Below are 19,356 nucleotides of genomic sequence, written 5' to 3' on the forward strand. Positions count from 1 at the left end.
CCGCAGACTGGCCGTTGTGCCGTCGCAGCGCCCCGCGCGACCGTTGGGGGATGCGACCGACGATCAGATTCGAGCCGCCCGACTGGGCGCCGCTCGAGCGCGCGCTCCCCGAAGCCTGGCTGGACGGCTGGATGTTCATGGCCTACCTGCCGCACCCCGGCGGCGGTGAGGAGCTGCGTGCCTACAAGCACCAGATCACCCGCCGCTACCTGCACCTGAGGATCCAGGACGGCGTGCTGGAAGCGCACCGCTCCATGGGCGACCACACCTACGCCCCCGCGCCGTTGGACGCAGCGGTGGACGACGCCTACCTGACGATCGAACAGCTCGGCTACATGCGCGACATGACGCCGATCGAGTGCGCGGACGCGAAGTAGGCGTCGGGCGCGTGCTGGCGGCTGCCCGGCGAGGCGCCCTCAGACGCGCGCGGGCGGCTGCCCGTCGCGGCCCGCGACGAGCCGCGTCAGCAAGCGCGTCAGCTCGTCCCGCTCCATCGTCGTGAGCGGGGCGAGCAGCTCGTCCTGCGCGGCCTCGACGCGCGCGTCGAGGGTTTGCAGCGTGGTTTCGCCGGCCGGCGTGAGCGTGACGACGTTGCGACGGCGGTCATTCGCGTCGCGGGCGCGGGCGATCAGCGCGTCGCGTTCCAGATCGCCGACGACAGCCGCCATGTCGCTGCGATCGATTCCCAACCGCCGCCCCAGCGACGCCTGGCTCGCCGGTCCGTACTCAGCCAGCGTCAGCAACACGGTGAAGTGGTGGCGCCGTACCCCGGCGCGGGCAAAGGCGTCGCCCACAACCGCCGTCGCCTCCCGCGCGGCGCGGTTGAGCAGCCAGCTCGGAAGCTGCCACAGCCGTCTCGGCACGTCGTCGATCTCGTCCATCGACGGACCACCGTAGCGGAATCGTTGGATTCGCCAACGCTTACCTGTTATGTTGGTGGGACCAACGTTGGTGACGCCAACTAAAATGAAACGGAGACACTGATGAACGGCACCACGACGGAGGCGGGCACAAGCGTGACCGACGAGACGGCGAGCGGCGGCGCCGAGGTGGTTGAGGGCGGCGCCGCGGGCGTGACCGGCGAGCAGATCGCGGAGATGCGGCGCCAGCTTCGTGAGCTGAACGACCGCGCCGAGATCGCCCAGCTCGTCGCGCGGCTCGGCCGCTTCCTCGACGAGCACCGCTTCGATGCCGCGCGCGAGGTCTTCACCGAGGACGTCACGGTCGACACGCCCGGCGGCCGATCGCGCGGCATCGACGCGGTCGTCGCGCAGGCGAGCCGCAACCACGCCGTGCCGACCCAGCACCGCATCACCGACGCGCTCGTCGACCTCGACGGCGACCGCGCGACGGTCGCCGCCAACCTCGTCGTCGTCTTCGTCACCCCCGGTGGGGCGCCAGCGCCCGGTGTGCTTCCCGCACCGCAGCGCACGCTCGGCGAGCGCTACGGCTTCGACGCGGTGCGCACCCCTGCCGGCTGGCGCCTCTCCCACGTCGGCGTCACTCCGGTGTGGGCGACCGCCACACCCACGTAGTCGCCCGCACCCGAGCAGCGGCGAGTTCTGCCCCGTGGTGGGGCAAGACTCGCCGCTGCTCAGTCGCCGGGCGCGCGGCCGGCTGCGAACAGGTCGAGGCCACGCTCGGCGGCGTCGCGGACCGGCCGCAGCGTCACGCGCTTGCGCTCGAACTCGAGTGGCGTGTAGGCATGCACGTCGGCGGGCGCGCCCATCTCGGCCGCGTCCCACAGCGAGCCGGCCTGGTAGACGCGCTCCAGCCAGGGGACCCCGTCGAAGAAGCTGGAGATCAGCACCACGACCCACTCCGGCCCGCGCTCGCGCTGCGGCAACGCCCCTCTGGCGTCGTCGACGCGCGCGCCGCCGACGAGCACATGCTCCACGGGCCAGCGATCGCTGACGCGCTGCACGTACCTGCGCAGCTCGGATGTGTTGAGGCCGAGGTCCTCCGGGGGCACGCGGACGATTGTCGCTCCTAAGGCGCCGTGAGTGCAACGCGGGTCATCGACTCACGGCGCCGAGTTCGTCCGCCTCAGGCGAAGTCGGCCACCGTGTGGGGGCCGACGACGCCGATCGCGAGCTCGTCGGCGATGCCGCGAGCGACCTCGGCGACTTGGTCGTAGGTGACGGCGTCGAGGGCGGCGATCGCGGCGTCGGGGTCGATTCTCTCGCCGTAGACGATCGCCTGGGTGGCGGCGTGGCGGGCGACGGCGTTGGTGTTCTCGAACGCCAGCACGCGCGCGCCGGCGGCGTAGGCGCGGGCGCGCTCGACCTCTTCGACGGTCGGGCCCTGCTCGCGCAGCTCGTTGACGATCTCGCGCATGCGCGTGTAGGCCTCGATCGTTCTGGTCGAGTCGAGCCCGGCCGACAGCTGCAGGATCGGCACGTCGGAGAAGGCGTGCGCGAGCGCGTAGACCGAGTAGGCGAGGCCGCGCTGCTCGCGGATCTCGTCGAACAGGCGCGAGCCCATCGAGCCGCCCAGCAGCGTCGCGTAGATCGCCAGCGCGGCGCGCGCTCTGCGGTCGGTCGGGTCGACCTCGGGGCGGTAGATCATCCGCAGGTGCGACTGGTTGGAGTCGCGCTCCTCGACGAGCGTGCGCGGGGCGAACGCGGGCGCCGCCTCGGCCGGGCCGGCCGGGTCGATCGTGGGGAAGCGGTCGAACAGCTCGTCCAACGCGCCGTTGGCGGGCAGGTGCTCGAGGTTGCCGACGACGAACGCGCCGCCGCGCGGGCCGGCCCACTGGCGCTCGCGGAAGGCGACGATCGCCTCGCGCGTGAAGGTGTCGCGCAGGTGCTCGACAGGACCGAGCACCGGGCGCCCGAGCGGGTGGTCGCCGAACGCGGCTCTGTCGATCAGGTGCTCGGCGACCGTCGACGGCTGGTCGTTGGCGCGCGCGATCTCCTGGATCACGACGCCGCGCTCGCGGTCGAGCTCCTCGGCGTCCAGGCGCGGGCGGCCGACGAAGTCCGTCAACAGGTCGATCGCTTCGAGCGCCTTCTCGGCGCGCGCGGTGATGTGGAACGCGACGAGGTCGTGCGAGGTGTAGGCGTTCAGCTGCGCACCGAGGTTCTCGGCCGTCTCGTTGACGTCTCTGTAGGTGACGAACTTCTCGCCCCCCTTGAAGACGAGGTGCTCGAGGAAGTGCGCCATCCCGTTCTCCTCGGCGCGCTCCGTACGCGCGCCGGCGTCGAACGCGACGAGCGCGGTCACGGCGCGCGTGCCGTCGAGCTGCACGCGGTGGATCGGAAGGCCGTTGGGCGCGGTGGAAGAGGAGATCGCGGTCATGGTCCGACGATAGCGGGGACGGCTCGGGTCCTCGCGTGCGTGCGCGGCCGGTCCACGCGACCCCGTCGCGCCCGCGCTCCGATCTCCTGCACGAAAACCCCTGCAAATCCGCTTGCAGGGCGGCGCCCGGATTCGCGCTCGGCGAGGGCCGCACGCTACCCTCGGACGACCTATGGCTCTCCCTGCCCGCAGAAACAGCGCCCGCCGCCGTGCGGTGCCGGCGCATTCGCCGCAGCACGGTGCCGCTGTCGCGAGAGCGCCCGCCGCGGCCCCGCCCGCTGCCCGCCGCAACGTCCCCGTGATCGACTTCAGAGCGGTCGAGAAGCGCTACGACGTCGGCGCGATCGGCCTCGACCAGGCGACCTTCTCGGTCCAGCGCGGCGAGTTCGTCTTCCTCGTCGGCTCGACCGGCTCGGGCAAGTCGACGATCATGCGCCTGCTGATCAAGGAGCTGGACCCCAGCGGCGGCTCGGTCGCCGTCGCCGGCCGCGACCTGAGCGAGATCACGCGCCGTCGCGTGCCGTACTTCCGCCGCAACCTCGGCGTCGTCTTCCAGGACTTCAAGCTGCTGCCGAACCGCACCGTCTACGACAACGTCGCGTACGCGTTGCAGGTGACCGGCAAGTCGCGCAAGGAGATCCGCGCGAAGGTGCCGGACATCCTGCGCCTCACCGGCCTTTCGACGAAGCTGCACAACTACCCCGACCAGCTGTCCGGCGGCGAGCAGCAGCGCGTCGCGATCGCGCGCGCGTTCGTCAACCATCCGCCGCTGCTGCTGGCCGACGAGCCGACCGGCAACCTCGACCCCGAGACGTCGATCGGGATCATGCAGCTGCTCTACCGCATCAACCGCACCGGCACGACCGTGCTCGTCGCCACGCACGACCACGGCATGGTCGACAAGATGCGCCGCCGCGTGATCGAGCTGTCGAGAGGGCGGATCGTGCGCGACGAGGCGACCGGCGCCTACGCCAGAGACGAGTCGACGCGCGAGTTCGCCGCCCGCCTGCGCGAGGACACGCCCGTCGCGCCGGAGACGATGGCGGTCGAGGCGAGACGGATCACCGGCCGCCGCGCCGCCGAGCGCGCGGCCGCCGAGCGCGCCGCCGACCGCCCGGCCGTCGACGACGGCAGCGGCGTCGAGCCGCGCACGGTCGAGTCCGCGCCCACCCCGACCCGCACGCGCTCGTGAAGCTCGGGTTCTTCCTGCGCGAGGCGATGCGCTCGCTCGGGCGCAACGCAGCGCCGAGCTTCGCCGCGCTCGCGACGATCCTCCTCACGATGCTCGTGATCGGCGTCTTCATCCCGATCGTGCAGGCGACCACCGGCGCCGCCAACGACGTGCGCCAGCGCGTGCTCGTCGACGTCTATCTGAAGAGAGGCGCGACGCAGAGAGACATCGCGCGCGTCAGAGCGATGCTGGACGACGAGCCGGCCGTCAAGCGCGTCGAGTTCATCTCCAAGCAGCAGGCGTACGACGCGCAGCGCAAGAAGGATCCGGAGGCGTTCGCGCTGCTGGGCTCCAACCCGCTGCCCGACACCTTCCGCGTCACGCCCGAGGACCCGGACAACGTGCTGGAGATCAAGTCGGACCTGGCGCCCGTCGCCGCCGGCGGCGGCCGCACCCCGGTCGACGGCGCGATCGACGAGATCCGCGACCGGCGCGAGGACACCAGCAAGATCCTGCAGGTGACGAGATTCGTGAAGCTGATGGCCGGCACGCTCGGCGCACTGCTGATCGCGGCCTCGATCTTCCTGATCGCGAACACGATCCGGCTGTCGCTCTACGCCCGCCGCCGCGAGGTCGAGGTGATGAAGCTGGTCGGCGCGACCGACTGGTTCATCCGCTGGCCGTTCGTGATCGAGGGCGTGATCGTCGGCGCGCTCGGCACGCTGCTGGCGATCCTGCTGCTGGCGGTCGGGAAGATCGCGATCATCGACCCGCTCGCGAGCGACTTCGCGCTGATCGCCGCGCCCGAGACGATCGGCTTCGGCGTGCTCGTCGCGGTCATGATGGGCGCCGGCATAGCGATCTCGGCGATCGGCTCCGGCCTCTCGCTGCGTCGCTTCCTGAAGGTCTGAGCGAGCTCTGCTTAATCCTCAGCACATGACGCTCGATACGCTGGGGTCGTGTCTCGTCGAGCGTCGCGTCTTCCGATCCTTCTCGCCGGGGCGTTCGTCCTCGTGCTGGTGCTCGTGCTGGGAATCTTCCTCGGCGGTCACGCGAGCGTGCTGCCCAAGCCGGTCCGCAGCGCGCTCGTAGCCGACGACGAGGCGCAGATGGTGCAGCGCGCGATCGACACGATCGAGGACGCGTACTACCGGCCGATCTCACGCGACCAGCTGGTCGACAAGAGCATCGAGGGCGCCGTCAACAGCCTCGACGATCAGTTCTCGCACTACTTCGACCCGCAGACGTACAAGAGATTCCAGCTGTCGACGAACCCGCGCTTCAGCGGCATCGGCGTGACCGTCGGCAGAAGCCCCAAGGGCCTTGCGATCAACCACGTGATCGCCGACACGCCGGCGGCGAAGGCGGGCCTCAGAGCCGGTGACGTGATCGTGGCGGTCGGCAGAGAGCTGCTCGCCGGGCACCCGCAGGAGTACGGCATCGGCCTGATCAAGGGCGAGCCCGGCACGTCGGTGACGGTCACCGTCGAGCGCGACGGCAGACGCAGACAGGAGACGATCGAGCGGGCCGAGATCGTCTCGCCGGTCGTGACGTCGAGAATGGTCACGACGAGAACGGGCAGATACGGGGTCGTCGTGTTCTCCAGCTTCACCTCGAACTCGAGCGCGCAGGTGCGCGCGGCCATCGACGACCTGCTCGACAAGGGCGCGAGAGGGATCGTGCTGGACCTGCGCGAGAACGGCGGCGGCCTGCTGAACGAGGCGGTCGACACGGCCTCGATCTTCATCCCCGACGGCACGGTCGTCTCGACCGACGGCCGCGCGCGCGACAGGCACGTCTACACCGCGACCGGCGGTGCGATCGACCAGTCGGTGCCGGTCGTGGTGCTCGTCGACAGAAACACGGCATCGTCGTCGGAGATCGTCACCGGCGCGCTGCAGGACCGCAGACGCGCGAAGGTCGTCGGCACGCGCACGTACGGCAAGGGCGTCTTCCAGGAGGTGCGCGAGCTGCCCAACGGCGGCGCGCTCGACATCACCGTCGGCCAGTACTTCCTCCCGAGCGGGCGCAACATCGGCGGCAGAGGCGTCAGAGAAGGCGACGGGATCAGGCCCGACGTCTACGCCAGAGACGATCCCGACACCCCGCGCGACGACGAAGGTCTCGACGCCGCGCTCAGAGAGCTCGCCGCAGAGTCACGGTGAGCCCGCGCCGCGACTACAGAGCGCGGGCGGCGGCGCGGGTGCGCGAAGAGGAGCGCGAGCGCGAGGCGCCGCGCCTGCGCACGCGCGACCGGCAGCTCGACCGTCCGCTGCCGCGCACCGACGTCGTCGCCGTGCTGGAGAAGCGCGGGCGCTTCCTCGTCGGCGAGCCGTTCTTCCAGCGCGGCCCGAGAATGATCGTCGACCGCGACCGCAACATCGCCGTCGGCGACCTCGTGCTGCTGCGCGTCGCCAGCCGCGGCGGCAAGGGACACGCCAAGGTCGTGCGCAAGATCGGCCGGCCCGACGTCGCGCGCGACGTGATCGAGGCGCTGATGCTCGACCGCGGGCTCAGACGCCGCTTCGACCCGGCCGTCGAGCGCGCCGCGCGCGAGCCGCGCGCGATCGACGTCCCGAACCGCCGCGACCTGCGCGCGCTGACGACGTTCACGATCGACCCGGCCAGCGCGAAGGACTTCGACGACGCCATCTCGGCCGAGCAGCTGGCGCCCGGCAGATGGCGCATCTGGGTCCACATCGCCGACGTCTCGGCCTACGTGCGCCCCGGCGACCTCGTCGACCGCGAGGCGTTCAAGCGCGGCACGTCGGTCTACGTGCCCAGCAAGGTCGAGCCGATGCTGCCGGAGGGGCTGTCCAACGACGCCTGCTCGCTGCGGCCGGGCGAGGATCGGCTGGCCGTCACCGCCGAGCTGGAGCTGCACGGGACCAGAGTCGTGCGCTCGTCGTTCTACCGCTCGACGATCCGCTCCGACGAGCGCCTGGACTACGACCGCGTCGATCGGATCTTCGCGGGGCAGGAGCCGGCGCTGGACCCGTGGGGCGAGCCGCTCGCGGCGGCGCGCGCGGCCGCGGCGGCGCTCGCCGAGCAGCGCGCCGCGCAGGGCGCGCTGGCGATCGAGTCGAGCGAGCCCGAGTTCGCGTTCGACCGCGACGGTCACGTGACGGACGCCGAGGGCGTCGTGCAGACCGAGGCGCACCGGCTGATCGAGCACCTGATGATCCTCGCCAACGAGCAGGTCGCGAAGCTGCTGGCCGAGCGCAAGGTGCCGGCGCTGTTCCGCGTCCACGAGCGGCCCGACGGCAGCGCCGCCGAGCGCCTCGTCGCGCAGCTCGAATCGCTCGACGTGCCGACTCCGCCGCTGCCCGAGCACCCGACGCCGCAGCAGGCGACCGAGGCGATTGCCGACGCCTCGCACCTCGTCGCCGACCACGTCGAGCGGGCCGGGCGCGGCAAGGCCGGCCTCACCAACCTCGTGCTGCGCTCGCTCAAGCAGGCCCGCTACGACCCGCGCAACCTCGGCCACACCGGCCTGGGGCTTGACCACTACTGCCACTTCACCTCGCCGATCCGCCGCTACCCGGACCTCGTCTGCCACCGTGCGCTGTTGTCGGCGATCGGTGGTGGGGAGGAGGCGCCCGCCGCGTCGCGGCTGCCGGGTGCGGCCGACTGGTGCTCGGCGCGCGAGCGCGACGCGATGCAGATCGAGCGCACCGCCGACGACGTCGCGCGCTGCTTCCTGTTGGAGAGAATGCTGTTCGAGACCGGGCTGGAGCAGGAGTTCGACGGCGAGGTCGTGAGCGTGATCGGCGCCGGCGCGTTCGTCAGCTTCGGCGACGGCTACGAGGGGATGATGCCCGTCCGCAAGCTCCACGGCGACTGGTGGGAGTTGAACGAGGAGGGCACGGCGCTGCACGGCACGCGCTCCGGCAAGACGATCCGGATCGGCGACGCGGTGCGCGTGCAGGTCGACCGCGTCGACGCACCGCGCGGCCGCGTGGACCTGTTCCCGCTCGAGCTCTGAGCCCGCGCGCGGGCGGGGCTGCGCGGACGATGCGCTTTGTGCCACGCTAGAGAGCCATGGCCAAGGGCTCAGGCAAGAAGAAGTTCGCTCCCGGCGACGTCGCGACCAACCGTCAGGCACGGTTCCGCTTCAACCTGCTCGACACGTTCGAGGCGGGCATCGTGCTGCAGGGCACGGAGGTCAAGTCGCTGCGCGAGGGCGGGGCGCAGATGAAGGACGCCTACGCGCTCGTCAGAAACGGCGAGGTGTGGCTGCTGAACATGCACATCCCGCCGTACGCCTCCGCCTACCGCGACAACCACCTGCCCGAGCGCGACCGCAAGCTGCTGCTGCACAGACGCGAGATCGAGCGACTGGTCGGCAGAGTCAAGGAGAGAGGCCTGACGCTCGTGCCGACGCGGATCTACTTCAGAGGCCCGCGCGCGAAGGTCGAGATCGCGCTGGCGCAGGGCAAGGACATGTTCGACAAGCGCCAGTCGATCAAGGAACGCGAGACGAAGCGCGAGATGTCCCGGGCGATCCGGGAGTCGCAGCGGTAGTACGCATCGGGCCGCCTCAGTCTTGAAGCAGCTCTGCGAGGACCTGGCGCTGTGTCGGCAGCGCGGCCTCGTAGCGCTCGCGGCCCGCGGGGGTGAGGCAGGCGAAGATGCCGCGGCGGTCGTCGCTGCACATCGAGCGGTTCACGAGGCCGTCGTGCTCGAGCCGGCCGATCAGCCGGGAAAGCGCGCTCTGGCTCAGGTGGACGGTATCGGCGAGGCCCTGCATGCGGTGCATCTCCCTGTCGCATGCGGCGAGGCGCTCGAGCACCTCGAACTCGCTGACGCCCAGCTGATGACGCTCCTGCAGCACCTTTTCGAGCGCGCCCGTGGTGCGGGCGTGACAGTCGAGCAGCGCGCGCCACTGCTCGACGAGCTTGGCGTCGTCGCGCAGCGCAGCCGAATCTTCTCGGGTCATCGCCATGACCGGCTGATTATACCAAACAGCCGCAATATTTGTTTTCACACATTTTGCACATGCAAAGCTTGCACATGCATGTATCTTACTCCCAATGACCGCTCTCTCCTCTCCACCCACGCCCTCCCGGGCAGACGCGACGCCCCAGTCAGCGCACTGGGACGCCCGCCTCTGGGGGGCGCTCTTCGTGCTCTGCGGAGCGCTCTTCCTCGACGGTCTCGACGTCTCGATGGTCGGCGTCGCGCTGCCGTCGATCGGCACCGACCTCGGTCTCTCCACCAGTGACCTGCAGTGGGTCGTGTCCGGCTACGTGCTCGGCTACGGCGGTCTGCTGCTGCTCGGCGGTCGAACCGCCGACATCGTCGGCCGGCGCAAGGTGTTCCTCGCGGCGGTCGCGGTCTTCGCGGTCGCATCCGTGCTCGGCGGGCTCGCCAACGACGGCGCCGTCCTGATCGCCACGCGCTTCATCAAGGGCGTCAGCGCCGCGTTCACCGTCCCGGCCGGCCTCTCGATCGTCACGACGACGTTCCCCGAAGGCCCGATTCGCAACAGAGCCCTCTCGATCTACGCCGCCTTCGGCGCAACCGGCTTCTCCGCCGGCCTCGTCTTCGGCGGTCTGCTGACCGAGCTCGGCTGGCGCTGGACCTTCCTCGTGCCGGGCCCGATCGCGCTGCTGGTGCTGGTCGCCGGCTGGAAGCTGATCGCGCACGACAAGGTCGACCCGGCCGAGCGCCAGGGCTTCGACCTCGGCGGCGCCGTCACCGTCAGCGCCTCGATGCTGCTGCTGGTGCGCACCGTCGTGACCGCTCCCGAGCACGGCTGGACGTCCGTGCAGACGCTCGGCGGCTTCGGCATCGCCGCGGTCCTGCTGGCCACGTTCGTCGCGGTCGAACGGCGCGTGCGTCACCCGCTCGTGCGGCTCGGGATCTTCAGCAACGCCGCGCTCGTGCGAGCGAACTTCGGCGCCGTCGGCGTCTTCGGCTGCTACGTCGCCTTCCAGTTCATCGCGACGCTGTACCTGCAGAACCTGCTCGGCTGGAGCGCGCTGGAGACGGCGCTCGCCTTCCTGCCGGCCGGCCTGCTGGTCGCGACGGTCGCGCCGCGGATCGGCAAGGTCGCCGACCGGATCGGCACGCAGCCGATCATCGCCGTCGGCTTCGTCGCCTTCGCGATCGGCTACCTGCTGTTCCTGCGGATCGACGAGTCGCCGTCCTACCTGACGACGATCCTGCCGACGATGCTGCTGCTGGGGGTCGGCTTCGCGCTCTGCTTCCCGGCGCTCAACATGCAGGCGACGACCGGCGTCGCGGACCACGAGCAGGGGCTCGCGTCCGGTCTCGTCAACACCTCGTTCCAGATCGGTGGCGCCTTCGTGCTCGCGATCGCCTCGGCGATCGTCAGCTCCAAGGCCGGTCTCTCGACTGACCCGCAGTCGCTCCTGGACGCCTACAAGCCCGCGATCGCCGTGATCGCCGGGCTGTCGATCGCAAGCCTGCTCGTCGCGCTCTCTGGCGTCTTCTTCGTGCGGGGGCGGCAATCGGCCGTCGCCTCCGCGGACTGCTGAGCAGCGTGGTCCCGCTCCGGTCGGCGGCGGACGCTCCGCCGCACGACTGACGGAGCGGGACGATCCGGCCCCGTCCCCGCCCGCACCGCGAAACCCGCCCGGTGCGAGCAGGGGCGGGGCCGTTTCGCTTTCTGGGCCGTGCCGGCCGCGCGGCGCGCGCGGGCGGGCGTCACCTACGCGTCGGCGAACGTGCGCGCGAGGTGCGTCGCGTCCATGCCGAGCACCAGCAGCACGATCAGGCCGACGTAGACCGCGCCGACGGCCAGCCGCGTCGCGGGCTTGACGCGGTAGTAGGAGGCGACCGCCTCGCCGCCCGCTCTCAGCGCGCGCCAGCGGCGGTACGTCTCGAACGCGGCGAGCAGCGCGATCAGGATGATGATCGGGTTCGGGAACGCGATCGCGACGCCGACCATCGCGCCGAGGCCGACGAGCCACATCCACGGCGTCATCGCGGCCATCGCGCGGCCGCCGTCCAGCGGCACGACCGGCAGCAGGTTGAAGAGGTTGAGGAAGAAGCCCGTGAACGCGAGCGCCTGCCAGAACTCGTCGCCGGTCGCCCACCAGACCGGCAGCAGCAGCGCCGCGCCGAGCGAGCCGAGGATCGGGCCCGCGAGCCCGACGCGCGCCTCCGCGGCCGCGTCGTCGCCGAGCGACTTCGCCGTCACGACGGCGCCGAGGAACGGGATGAACATCGGCGCGCTCGCGGGGATCCCCTCGCGCCGCAGTTGGATCACGTGGCCCATCTCGTGCACGAGCAGCAGCAGCACGAAGCCGACGGCGAACTTCCAGCCCCAGATCAGCGCATAGGCGCCGACCGACACGAGCATCGAGCCCGACGTCGTCAGCAGCTTCAGCTTCGGCAGCGCCAGCAGCAGGCCCTTCAGCGGGCCGAGGAATCTGAGGACCGCCGCGCCCGCGACGAGCAGCGGGCCGAAGATCCGCTTCATGCGCGTCTGCGACCGCTGCGGTCCGGGCGGCGGCGGGGCGGCAGGCGGCGGCGTCCCGTCCCACGCGGGTGGGGCGGGCGGCGTCGGCGGACCGGCCGGGATCGGCGTCGTCGGCGAACTGGGGGGAAGCCAGGGGCTCTGCTGCTCCATCACGACCGATTGTGGCAGGGCATCCTTCGGCTAGACTGAAGGCGCAGGACATCCCCGGGGACGACAGGCTTCGACGTGGTCAGTTCGTGGAGATGGTTGCGAGTCGAGGTTCCGGTTGGCCTCGTAAAACCACCGGAAAAACCATACGTGCGGACTCTCACGAGTACGCCCTCGCCGCTTAGCACCTAGCTAAGGCAGTGAGGTTTCGGCCCCCGCCAGCCTGCCGTGGGGATCGCCGGAATCATAAGCAGGCTCACCCGGGGCGGTACGCCTCTGCCAAGCCGGGGAAATCTTCAGGAGGCTGGTTCCCAGCAACCCCGCCGGCGAGGCGAGCCGGGGACGAGATCAGAGCGCCGGATACGCTCGTAGAAGCCATCACCGCATGACTGCGGACCCGGGTTCAATTCCCGGCGTCTCCACTCCTCGAAGCCCCCGCGGACGCGGGGGCTTCGGTCGTTTCGGAGTGGCTAGCGGATCGTCATCTGGCGCAGATGGCGGTCGCCGTGCCGACCGTCGCGGACGAGGTCGACGTCCAGCGGATCGTCCATGCGACCGGCTGCACGCCGGTTCTCAGCGTGTTGCCGGACGCGTCCGACGGATACGACGCGTCGATGTCCTCGCCGATGCTCATGTTGCCGCCGCCGCCGATCGCGACGTAGCCGGGTTCGCAGACGGCGGTCGCGGTGGCGCTTCTGCCCTGCGCGCCGTTGGTGACGACGACCGCCGTCGCCGCGACGCTCGCGCCGGGTGCGCCGGGTGCACCCGCTGCACCGGTGTCGCCTCTGGCACCTTGCGGGCCGGGCTCGCCGGTGTCGCCCTTGGGGCCGGTCGCGCCGGCGGGGCCGGGCGCGCCCGTGTCACCTCTGGGGCCCGGGGCGCCGTCGGCGCCGGCGGGACCTGCGGGACCGACCGGACCGGTCTCACCGGGGATGCCCTGCACGCCCGGAGCGCCGTCGGCTCCGGGGAGGCCCGGCAGGCCGGTCTCGCCCTGGAGGCCCTGCGCGCCGGTGTCGCCCTTGGCACCGGCGGTGCCGGTGTCGCCCTTCGCGCCGGTGTCGCCCTTCAGGCCCTGCGGGCCGATCTCGCCCTGCGGACCGGCCGGGCCGCGCTCGCCCGCGTCGCCCTTGGCGCCCTGAATGCCCTGCACGCCCTGAACGCCCTGTGCGCCGGTCTCGCCTCTGGCGCCCTGGATGCCCTGGATGCCTTGGACACCCTGCACGCCCTGGATCCCCTCACCGGTGTCGCCCTTGACGCCCTGGATGCCCTGGATGCCCTGCGCGCCGGTGTCGCCCTTCAGGCCCTGCGGGCCGGCGGGACCGGGCGGCCCGGGCTCGCCCTGGGGACCCTGCGGGCCGGTGGCGCCCGTCGCGCCGCGGGGTCCGCGGTCGCCCTTCGGCCCGCTCGACTGGCTGACGCCCTTGACGCCGCTTCTGCCGCTTCTGCCGCTCGCTCTTCTGCCCGAGGCTCTGACCGCGGTCGTGGCCGCGGTCGGCGGGGCGCCTGCGGCGGCGAGTGCCGCCGTGCTCGGCAACGCGCTTGCCAGCGCTGCGATCGCCACCGCGAGGATGGTCGCTTCCCTACGTCCCGTCACCTTCATCGGATCCTTCCGTGCTCAGGGCAGCGACGAGCCGGGCTCGGCTGGTGACGGGTCGCTGGGCCTGGTGCCGGATGCCCTCTTGATGGGGCTCTGGAGAGGATCGGTCCGAGCTGACGCGCCCCTGGACTTGGCGCAAGACGATCCCTTCAGCGGCCCGATGCTACACAACGAATCATCAGCTTTCGACAGGTTTCTCTCGAACTTGAGCGCAATATCTGGTTGATAAGCTCCATTCCGAGCGTACACGCGCCAACTCACGCCGATCTCTGCATATTCGACGCTGGTAGGGGGAATTGCGCCGCGCCTATACTGCCCGGCACCCTGATGCCAGCCGACGCACGAGAGTCATCCCAGCCGGCAGCCGCCGGCACGAGCGTCGGCTCCACAGGCGGGCTGCTGCGCTGGCTCGTGTCGCTCGCCGCGATCGTGCTCGTCGCGCTGCTCGCGGGCTGCGGAGGGGGCGGTGAGGACGGGGGCGACGACACCGCCACCGCGCCCAGACGCGCGCCGGCCGTCGCGGCCTCGCTCGACCGCCTCGCCAGCGTCGCGACCGACGCCGGGCATCCGGTCTTCTGGGCCGGCCCGCGCGACGGCATGACGTACGAGCTGACGCAGACGAGAGACGGTCGCACGTTCGTGCGCTACCTTCCGCAGGGCGTGGCGGTCGGCGCCCCGGCGGCGGACTATCTCGCGATCGCCACGTACCCGCAGAGAGATGCGCTCGCGACACTGCTCGCGACCGCCAGAAGACAAGGCGTCGAGGCCGTCGCGACGAGCGGTGGCGGGCGGGCGTTCCAGGACGCCGATCGCCCGACCAGCGCCTACCTCGCCGTTCCCGGCGCGGACGTCCAGGTCGAGATCTTCGACCCGGCTCCGGGGCGCGCGCTGAGACTCGCGACCAGCGGGCAGGTCGTGCCGGTGAGCGCGGCGCGGGCCGCGGGCGCCGTGCCGAGAGCGGCGACCGTCGCGCAGTTGGGCGCGCTGCCGGCGGCGGTCGGCCACGCGGTCTATTGGGCCGGCGCCGAGGACGGCGCGACCTACGAGCTGACGCGCACCGGCGACGGTCGCGTCTACGTCCGCTACCTGCCGCAGGGCGTCGAGGTCGACACCGACGACCCGGATTATCTGACGATCGGCACCTACCCGACTGCGGATGCCGTGGCGACGCTGCGCAAGGCGGCGGCCGCCGCGCACGCTCAGACCTTCGACGCGGCGGCGGGCGGCATCGCATACGCCGACCCGAAGCATCCCGGCAGCGTCTACGTCGCCTATCCGGGGGCCGACGTGCAGGTCGAGGTCTACGACCCGGACGGTGCGCGCGCCAGAGCGCTCGTGACGTCGGGGCGGCTCGCCGCGCTGGGCTGAACCCGACCACGGCGAAGCGCGTCTGTCTGGGCGCAGACGCGCCAGCGGTCGGTTGGATTGCCCGTCGCGGCGCTCAGCCCGTCGCGCGGATCACCCGCCGGCAGCGCCGCTCCAGCACGTGCGCGGCGAGCCAGTAGCGTCTGAACGCGGGATTCGTCGTCTGCCTGTGGTGGTAGCGGTAGTAGATCTGCTGGGCGATGCCGGCAAGGCGGAACATGCCGAAGACCTCGTAGAACGGCCAGTCGCCGGGATCGAGACCGGTCGCGGCGCAGTAGCGCGTGACGATCTCGCGACGCGTCGGCATGCCCGGCTGGTTCGACGGCTGTCTGCGGAACTGCTGCGCGCCGCGGCCGTCGTCCGGCTCGATCCAGTACGCGAGCGAGCTGCCGAGGTCCATCAGCGGGTCGCCGAGCGTCGCCAGCTCCCAGTCGAGCACCGCGCGCACGTTCAGCGGATCGGCCGGATCGAGCACGAGGTTGTCGAGCCGGAAGTCGTTGTGGATCAGGCAGATCCGCGTGTCGCCGGGGCGGCGCTCCTCCAACCACGCGATCACGCGCTTGAACGACGGCACGTTCCAGGTCTTCGCGCGCATGTAGCGCTCGCTCCAGCCGTTCACCTGCCGCTCGACGTAGCCCGCGCCGCGGCCGAGGTCGCCAAGGCCGGCGGCGGCGGGGTCGACCGCGTGCAGCTCCACCAGCAGGTCGACGAAGCGCTCGCCGAGTGCGCGCATCAGCGCCGGGTCGGTGCCGATCGCCGACGGCATCGTCGTGCGCGGGATCACGCCTTCGACGCGCTCCATCACGTAGAAGTCGCTGCCGAGGACGGCGGGGTCCGTGCACAGCGCGATCACCTGCGGCACGTACGGGAAGACCGGCTTCAGCGCCGCCTGGATGCGGTACTCTCGCGCCATGTCGTGCGCCGAGCTGGCCTTCGTGCCGGCCGGCGGGCGGCGCAGGATCAGGTCGCGGTCGTCGTAGCGCAGCAGGTAGGTGAGGTTGGACGCGCCGCCGGAGAACTGGCGTACGTGCGGAAGCCCCGCGGGCAACGGCATGCGCCAGCCGCCGTCGCCGTCGAGGTGGACCTCGCGCAGCCACGCGTCGAGCGCGGGGACGTCGAACGCGTCCTCGTCGCGGACGGGGCGGTCCTCAGCCATCGTTGAGCTCCTCCGACCGCATGAAGGAGGCGCAGCCGAGTTCATGCCCGCAATGCGAGCCGCCAGGCGAGCGTTTCGCGGTCACAGGACCGGTTCCTCCTCACCGCGCTGACGGCGCAGCTCGCGGCGGGCGATCGACAGCTTGTGCACCTCGTCGGGGCCGTCGGCGAGGCGCAGCGTGCGCATGTGCGCGTACATGAATGCCAGCGGCGTGTCGTCGGAGACGCCGGCGCCCCCGTGCACCTGGATCGCGCGGTCGATGATCTTCAGCGCGATGTTCGGTGCCGCGACCTTGATCGCCGCGACCTCGACGCGCGCGTTCTTGCCGCCGACGCGGTCGACCAGCCACGCCGTCTTCAGCACCAGCAGCCGCAGCATCTCCAGCTCGATCCGCGCCTCCGCGATCCAGTCGCGGACGTTGGAGCGGGTCGAGACCGGCTTGCCGAACGTCTCGCGCGCGTCGGCGCGCGCGCACATCAGCTCCAGCGCCCGCTCGGCCGCGCCGACCGCGCGCATGCAGTGGTGGATGCGGCCGGGGCCGAGCCGCGCCTGCGCGATCAGGAAGCCCGCGCCCGGCTGCGCGATCACGTTGCTCGCCGGCACGCGCACGTCGGTGAACAGCAACTCGCCGTGGCCCTCGGTGTCGTGGTAGCCGAAGACGGGCAGCGAGCGGACGATCTCGAGCCCCGGCGTGTCGAGCGGCACCAGCACCATCGACTGCTGCGCATAGACGTGCGCTTCCGGATCGGTCTTGCCCATCACGATCAGCACTCTGCATCTCGGGTGCATGACGCCGGTCGTCCACCACTTGCGCCCGTTGAGGACCAGCTCGTCGCCGTCGCGGACCATGCGGAGCTGCACGTTGGTCGCATCGGAGGAGGCGACATCGGGCTCGGTCATCGCGAAGCCGGAGCGGATCTCACCGTCCAGCAGCGGCTGCAGCCACTGCGCCTTCTGCGCGTCGCTGCCGAACTGGTGCAGCACCTCCATGTTGCCGGTGTCGGGCGCGGAGCAGTTCGTCGTCTCGGCGGCGATCGTCGTGCGGCCCATCAGCTCTGCCAGCGGCGCGTATTCCAGATAGGTGAGGCCGGGGCCGTGGTCGGGGTCCGGCAGGAACAGGTTCCAGAGGCCGCGTCTGCGCGCCTCCTCCTTCAGCTCCTCGACGACCGGCGGGTGCACGTGCGGCGTGTCGGCCGCGCGCACCTGCTCCAACCAGACCTGCTCGGCGGGGTAGACGCGCTCGTCCATGAACGCCTGCAGCCGCTGCTGGAAGTCCTTGGCGCGATCGCTCAGCTCGAAGTCCATCTGCTGCTCTCCTCAGGTCCGTCGGGGTCGGGTTCAGGCGGGGCGGACGTCGAGCACGACCTTGCCGGTCGCGCGCCGCTGGTCGAGCAGCTCGAGCGCCTCGGCGGCCTGCTCCAGCGGCAGCCGCGCACCGACCAGCGGGGCGACGAAGCCCTGCTCGATCAGGTCGCGCAGGGCGGCGCCGATCTCCACGTTGCGCTGCGGCTTGGTGAGCGTGTAGGCGCCCCAGCCGGCGCCGACGACGCTGACGTTGTTGAGCAGCAGCCGGTTGACTCTGACCTCGGGGATCGCGCCGCCGGTGAAGCCGACGACGACGAGCCGGCCGTCCTCCTTCAGCGACCGCAGCGAGTCGGTGAAGCGATCGCCGCCGACCGGGTCGAGCACGACGTCGGCACCGCCCAGCTCCTTCACCGCGTCCTTCCACGGGCCGTCGGCGCGGACCACCTCGTCGGCGCCCGCGACGCGCGCGACACGCTCCTTGTCGTCGCTGGAGACGACCGCGATCGTGCGCGCGCCGAGGCCGCGCGCGACCTGCAGCGAGGCGGTGCCGACGCCGCCCGCGGCGCCGTGCACGAGCACGGTCTCGCCGCGCTGCAACTGGCCGCGCTGCACGAGCGCGAACCACGCGGTGTGGTAGTTGAGGATCAGCGCGGCGCCCTGCGCGAAGTCGAGCGCATCGGGCAGCGGGAACGTCATCGCCGGCGACGCGACCGCCGTCTCGGCCCAGCCGCCGAGGATCGGGAAGGCGGCGACGCGGTCGCCGGGGGAGACCGTCGCGTCGGCCGGTGCGCTGCGCACGATCCCCGCGACCTCGCTGCCGGGCACGAACGGGGTCGGCGGCTTGAGCTGGTATCGGCCGCGCGTCTGCAGCAGCTCCGGGAACGAGACACCGGCCGCGTGCACCTCGACGACGACGCCCTCCGCCTGGGTCGTGAAGTGGATCGGCTGCGGCTCCGGCAGCTCGACGTGGCGCAACGCGCCGCGCGGGCCGCTCTCGTCGGCGATCTGGATCGCTCTCATGTGCGGGGCTCCTCGATGGCGGCGGACGGGGCGGGCGCGATCGGCGGATCCGCGGGCGGCGCGTCCGGCGGCTCGGTGCGGGGGCCGGGGACGTTGCGGAAGGCGAACGGGGTCGGCTCGCGGCCGAGCTGCACGAACCAGCACTCGCCCGTGCCGTCGCTGGCGAAGACGCGCAGCGCTGTGTCGGCGACGACCTGCGGGTCCAGCAGTTCGAAGCCGGCACCGCGCAGGGCCTCTCTCGCGTGCGCGATCAGCGGCGTCTCGGCGAACGTCGGGCAGATCGCGTTGAAGCGGATCCCGTCGCCGGCCAGCAGCGGCCCGAGCGAGCGCGTGAGACCGACGACGGCGTGCTTGTTGGCGGCGTAGATCGCGTCCATCGGCACGCCGAGCAGGCCGGCGAGCGAGGCGGTCGCGACGATCGAACCGCCGCCGCGCGCCTTCAGCGCCGGCAGCGCGGCCTGCGCGCCGAAGACGACGCCGTCGAGGTTGACGCCCATCGCGCGGCGGTACAGCGCGAGGTCGAACTGCTCGCCGAGGCCGGTGTCGCTCGTGACGCCGGCGTTGAGGAAGACGAGGTCGAGGCCGCCGGCGCGCTCCTGCGCGAACGCGACGGCCGCGAGGTTCGCGTCGAGGTCGCTGACGTCGGTCGCGATCGCGTGGCCGCCGACCTCGCGCGCGACCTGCTGCGCGCCGGTCCCGTCGAGGTCGGCGACGACGACCTCCGCGCCCGCCTCCGCGAGCGCGAGCGCGGTCAGTCGCCCGATGCCGCTGGCGCCGCCGGTCACGAGCGCGACCTTGTCGCGCAGGCGCGAGAGATCGGCCGGGGTGGAGAAGGTGTCGGACAA

19 protein-coding genes and 1 other RNA gene are annotated in these 19,356 nt (G+C 71.7%); 10 read left to right on the forward strand and 10 right to left on the reverse strand.

Features of this window, described 5'->3' with window-relative positions; translation table 11 throughout:
* Nucleotides 1–50 precede the first annotated feature (50 nt).
* A complete protein-coding gene (locus Q7L65_RS26545; protein WP_304726344.1) occupies nt 51–377 on the forward strand; it encodes a hypothetical protein in 327 nt (108 codons plus the stop codon).
* A 39-nt stretch (nt 378–416) separates the two neighbouring features.
* Here Q7L65_RS26545 and Q7L65_RS26550 read toward each other — a convergent pair whose 3' ends face one another.
* Entirely contained in the window at nt 417–881 is a 465-nt protein-coding gene (locus Q7L65_RS26550; RefSeq protein ID WP_304726345.1) for a MarR family winged helix-turn-helix transcriptional regulator, read from the reverse strand.
* 102 nt (nt 882–983) lie between these two features.
* On the opposite strand from Q7L65_RS26550, the gene Q7L65_RS26555 reads away from it, so the two are divergent.
* A complete protein-coding gene (locus Q7L65_RS26555; RefSeq protein ID WP_304726346.1) occupies nt 984–1,535 on the forward strand; it encodes a nuclear transport factor 2 family protein in 552 nt (183 codons plus the stop codon).
* Between the two features lie 59 nt (nt 1,536–1,594).
* Here Q7L65_RS26555 and Q7L65_RS26560 read toward each other — a convergent pair whose 3' ends face one another.
* Both Q7L65_RS26560 and Q7L65_RS26565 read right to left on the reverse strand, forming a co-directional pair.
* Nucleotides 1,595–1,972 (reverse strand): hypothetical protein, encoded by a 378-nt coding sequence (locus Q7L65_RS26560; protein ID WP_304726348.1) that lies wholly within the window; start codon nt 1,970–1,972, stop codon nt 1,595–1,597.
* 74 nt (nt 1,973–2,046) lie between these two features.
* The gene (locus Q7L65_RS26565) at nt 2,047–3,300 is read right to left on the reverse strand and encodes a pitrilysin family protein (RefSeq protein WP_304726349.1); all 1,254 of its coding nucleotides are present in this window, start codon (nt 3,298–3,300) and stop codon (nt 2,047–2,049) included.
* Nucleotides 3,301–3,472: 172 nt separating this feature from the next.
* On the opposite strand from Q7L65_RS26565, the gene ftsE reads away from it, so the two are divergent.
* Genes ftsE through smpB form a run of 5 tightly spaced genes read left to right on the forward strand, consistent with a single transcriptional unit; the run spans nt 3,473 to nt 8,995 of the window.
* The gene (gene ftsE, locus Q7L65_RS26570) at nt 3,473–4,492 is read left to right on the forward strand and encodes a cell division ATP-binding protein FtsE (RefSeq protein ID WP_304726350.1); all 1,020 of its coding nucleotides are present in this window, start codon (nt 3,473–3,475) and stop codon (nt 4,490–4,492) included.
* Entirely contained in the window at nt 4,489–5,382 is an 894-nt protein-coding gene (gene ftsX / locus Q7L65_RS26575) for a permease-like cell division protein FtsX (protein WP_304726351.1), read from the forward strand. The genes ftsE and ftsX overlap by 4 nt, the downstream gene beginning before the upstream one ends.
* Nucleotides 5,383–5,430: 48 nt before the next feature.
* Nucleotides 5,431–6,636: a S41 family peptidase gene (locus Q7L65_RS26580; RefSeq protein ID WP_304726352.1), complete on the forward strand. Its 1,206-nt coding sequence runs from the start codon at nt 5,431–5,433 to the stop codon at nt 6,634–6,636.
* On the forward strand, nt 6,633–8,456 hold the full coding sequence (locus tag Q7L65_RS26585) for a ribonuclease R family protein (RefSeq protein ID WP_304726353.1): 1,824 nt from the start codon (nt 6,633–6,635) through the stop codon (nt 8,454–8,456). Before Q7L65_RS26580 ends, Q7L65_RS26585 begins: the two co-directional genes overlap by 4 nt.
* A 56-nt stretch (nt 8,457–8,512) precedes the next feature.
* Nucleotides 8,513–8,995 carry an SsrA-binding protein SmpB gene (gene smpB, locus Q7L65_RS26590; protein WP_304726355.1) on the forward strand — a complete coding sequence of 161 codons (483 nt, stop codon included), beginning with the start codon at nt 8,513–8,515 and terminating at the stop codon, nt 8,993–8,995.
* 16 nt (nt 8,996–9,011) lie between these two features.
* Here the strand turns inward: smpB and Q7L65_RS26595 are convergent, their stop codons facing one another.
* Nucleotides 9,012–9,416 carry a MarR family winged helix-turn-helix transcriptional regulator gene (locus Q7L65_RS26595; RefSeq protein ID WP_304726356.1) on the reverse strand — a complete coding sequence of 135 codons (405 nt, stop codon included), beginning with the start codon at nt 9,414–9,416 and terminating at the stop codon, nt 9,012–9,014.
* 88 nt (nt 9,417–9,504) lie between these two features.
* Between Q7L65_RS26595 and Q7L65_RS26600 the strand changes: the two genes are divergently transcribed.
* On the forward strand, nt 9,505–10,974 hold the full coding sequence (locus Q7L65_RS26600) for an MFS transporter (protein WP_304726357.1): 1,470 nt from the start codon (nt 9,505–9,507) through the stop codon (nt 10,972–10,974).
* A 173-nt stretch (nt 10,975–11,147) separates the two neighbouring features.
* Here Q7L65_RS26600 and Q7L65_RS26605 read toward each other — a convergent pair whose 3' ends face one another.
* Entirely contained in the window at nt 11,148–12,071 is a 924-nt protein-coding gene (locus tag Q7L65_RS26605) for a site-2 protease family protein (protein ID WP_304726359.1), read from the reverse strand.
* 56 nt (nt 12,072–12,127) lie between these two features.
* Here Q7L65_RS26605 and ssrA point away from each other — a divergent pair.
* Nucleotides 12,128–12,493, forward strand: a transfer-messenger RNA (tmRNA) gene (gene ssrA / locus Q7L65_RS26610).
* Nucleotides 12,494–12,549: 56 nt separating this feature from the next.
* Here ssrA and Q7L65_RS26615 read toward each other — a convergent pair.
* The gene (locus tag Q7L65_RS26615) at nt 12,550–13,629 is read right to left on the reverse strand and encodes a hypothetical protein (RefSeq protein ID WP_304726361.1); all 1,080 of its coding nucleotides are present in this window, start codon (nt 13,627–13,629) and stop codon (nt 12,550–12,552) included.
* A gap of 363 nt (nt 13,630–13,992) precedes the next feature.
* Between Q7L65_RS26615 and Q7L65_RS26620 the strand changes: the two genes are divergently transcribed.
* The gene (locus tag Q7L65_RS26620) at nt 13,993–15,033 is read left to right on the forward strand and encodes a hypothetical protein (RefSeq protein ID WP_304726362.1); all 1,041 of its coding nucleotides are present in this window, start codon (nt 13,993–13,995) and stop codon (nt 15,031–15,033) included.
* Nucleotides 15,034–15,106: 73 nt separating this feature from the next.
* On the opposite strand, the gene Q7L65_RS26625 is transcribed toward Q7L65_RS26620, so the two are convergent.
* From Q7L65_RS26625 to Q7L65_RS26640, 4 genes are all read right to left on the reverse strand, one after another.
* A complete protein-coding gene (locus Q7L65_RS26625; RefSeq protein WP_304726364.1) occupies nt 15,107–16,186 on the reverse strand; it encodes a phosphotransferase family protein in 1,080 nt (359 codons plus the stop codon).
* A gap of 81 nt (nt 16,187–16,267) precedes the next feature.
* Nucleotides 16,268–17,491 carry an acyl-CoA dehydrogenase family protein gene (locus Q7L65_RS26630; RefSeq protein ID WP_304726366.1) on the reverse strand — a complete coding sequence of 408 codons (1,224 nt, stop codon included), beginning with the start codon at nt 17,489–17,491 and terminating at the stop codon, nt 16,268–16,270.
* A 33-nt stretch (nt 17,492–17,524) separates the two neighbouring features.
* Nucleotides 17,525–18,511 (reverse strand): NADPH:quinone oxidoreductase family protein, encoded by a 987-nt coding sequence (locus tag Q7L65_RS26635; RefSeq protein ID WP_304726368.1) that lies wholly within the window; start codon nt 18,509–18,511, stop codon nt 17,525–17,527.
* Nucleotides 18,508–19,356 (reverse strand): SDR family NAD(P)-dependent oxidoreductase, encoded by an 849-nt coding sequence (locus Q7L65_RS26640; protein ID WP_304726370.1) that lies wholly within the window; start codon nt 19,354–19,356, stop codon nt 18,508–18,510. Before Q7L65_RS26640 ends, Q7L65_RS26635 begins: the two co-directional genes overlap by 4 nt.

Source organism: Conexibacter sp. CPCC 206217, from assembly GCF_030646165.1.
Lineage (GTDB): Bacteria > Actinomycetota > Thermoleophilia > Solirubrobacterales > Solirubrobacteraceae > Conexibacter.

Excerpts from the sequence above, each read along its gene's own strand:
- Q7L65_RS26545 (WP_304726344.1), top strand. The coding sequence starts at position 51 with ATGCGACCGACGATCAGATTCGAGCCGCCCGACTGGGCGCCGCTCGAG.
- Q7L65_RS26550 (WP_304726345.1), bottom strand. The coding sequence starts at position 881 with ATGGACGAGATCGACGACGTGCCGAGACGGCTGTGGCAGCTTCCGAGC.
- Q7L65_RS26555 (WP_304726346.1), top strand. The coding sequence starts at position 984 with ATGAACGGCACCACGACGGAGGCGGGCACAAGCGTGACCGACGAGACG.
- Q7L65_RS26565 (WP_304726349.1), bottom strand. The coding sequence starts at position 3,300 with ATGACCGCGATCTCCTCTTCCACCGCGCCCAACGGCCTTCCGATCCAC.
- ftsE (WP_304726350.1), top strand. The coding sequence starts at position 3,473 with ATGGCTCTCCCTGCCCGCAGAAACAGCGCCCGCCGCCGTGCGGTGCCG.
- smpB (WP_304726355.1), top strand. The coding sequence starts at position 8,513 with ATGGCCAAGGGCTCAGGCAAGAAGAAGTTCGCTCCCGGCGACGTCGCG.
- Q7L65_RS26595 (WP_304726356.1), bottom strand. The coding sequence starts at position 9,416 with ATGGCGATGACCCGAGAAGATTCGGCTGCGCTGCGCGACGACGCCAAG.
- Q7L65_RS26600 (WP_304726357.1), top strand. The coding sequence starts at position 9,505 with ATGACCGCTCTCTCCTCTCCACCCACGCCCTCCCGGGCAGACGCGACG.
- Q7L65_RS26605 (WP_304726359.1), bottom strand. The coding sequence starts at position 12,071 with ATGGAGCAGCAGAGCCCCTGGCTTCCCCCCAGTTCGCCGACGACGCCG.
- Q7L65_RS26620 (WP_304726362.1), top strand. The coding sequence starts at position 13,993 with ATGCCAGCCGACGCACGAGAGTCATCCCAGCCGGCAGCCGCCGGCACG.
- Q7L65_RS26625 (WP_304726364.1), bottom strand. The coding sequence starts at position 16,186 with ATGGCTGAGGACCGCCCCGTCCGCGACGAGGACGCGTTCGACGTCCCC.
- Q7L65_RS26630 (WP_304726366.1), bottom strand. The coding sequence starts at position 17,491 with ATGGACTTCGAGCTGAGCGATCGCGCCAAGGACTTCCAGCAGCGGCTG.
- Q7L65_RS26635 (WP_304726368.1), bottom strand. The coding sequence starts at position 18,511 with ATGAGAGCGATCCAGATCGCCGACGAGAGCGGCCCGCGCGGCGCGTTG.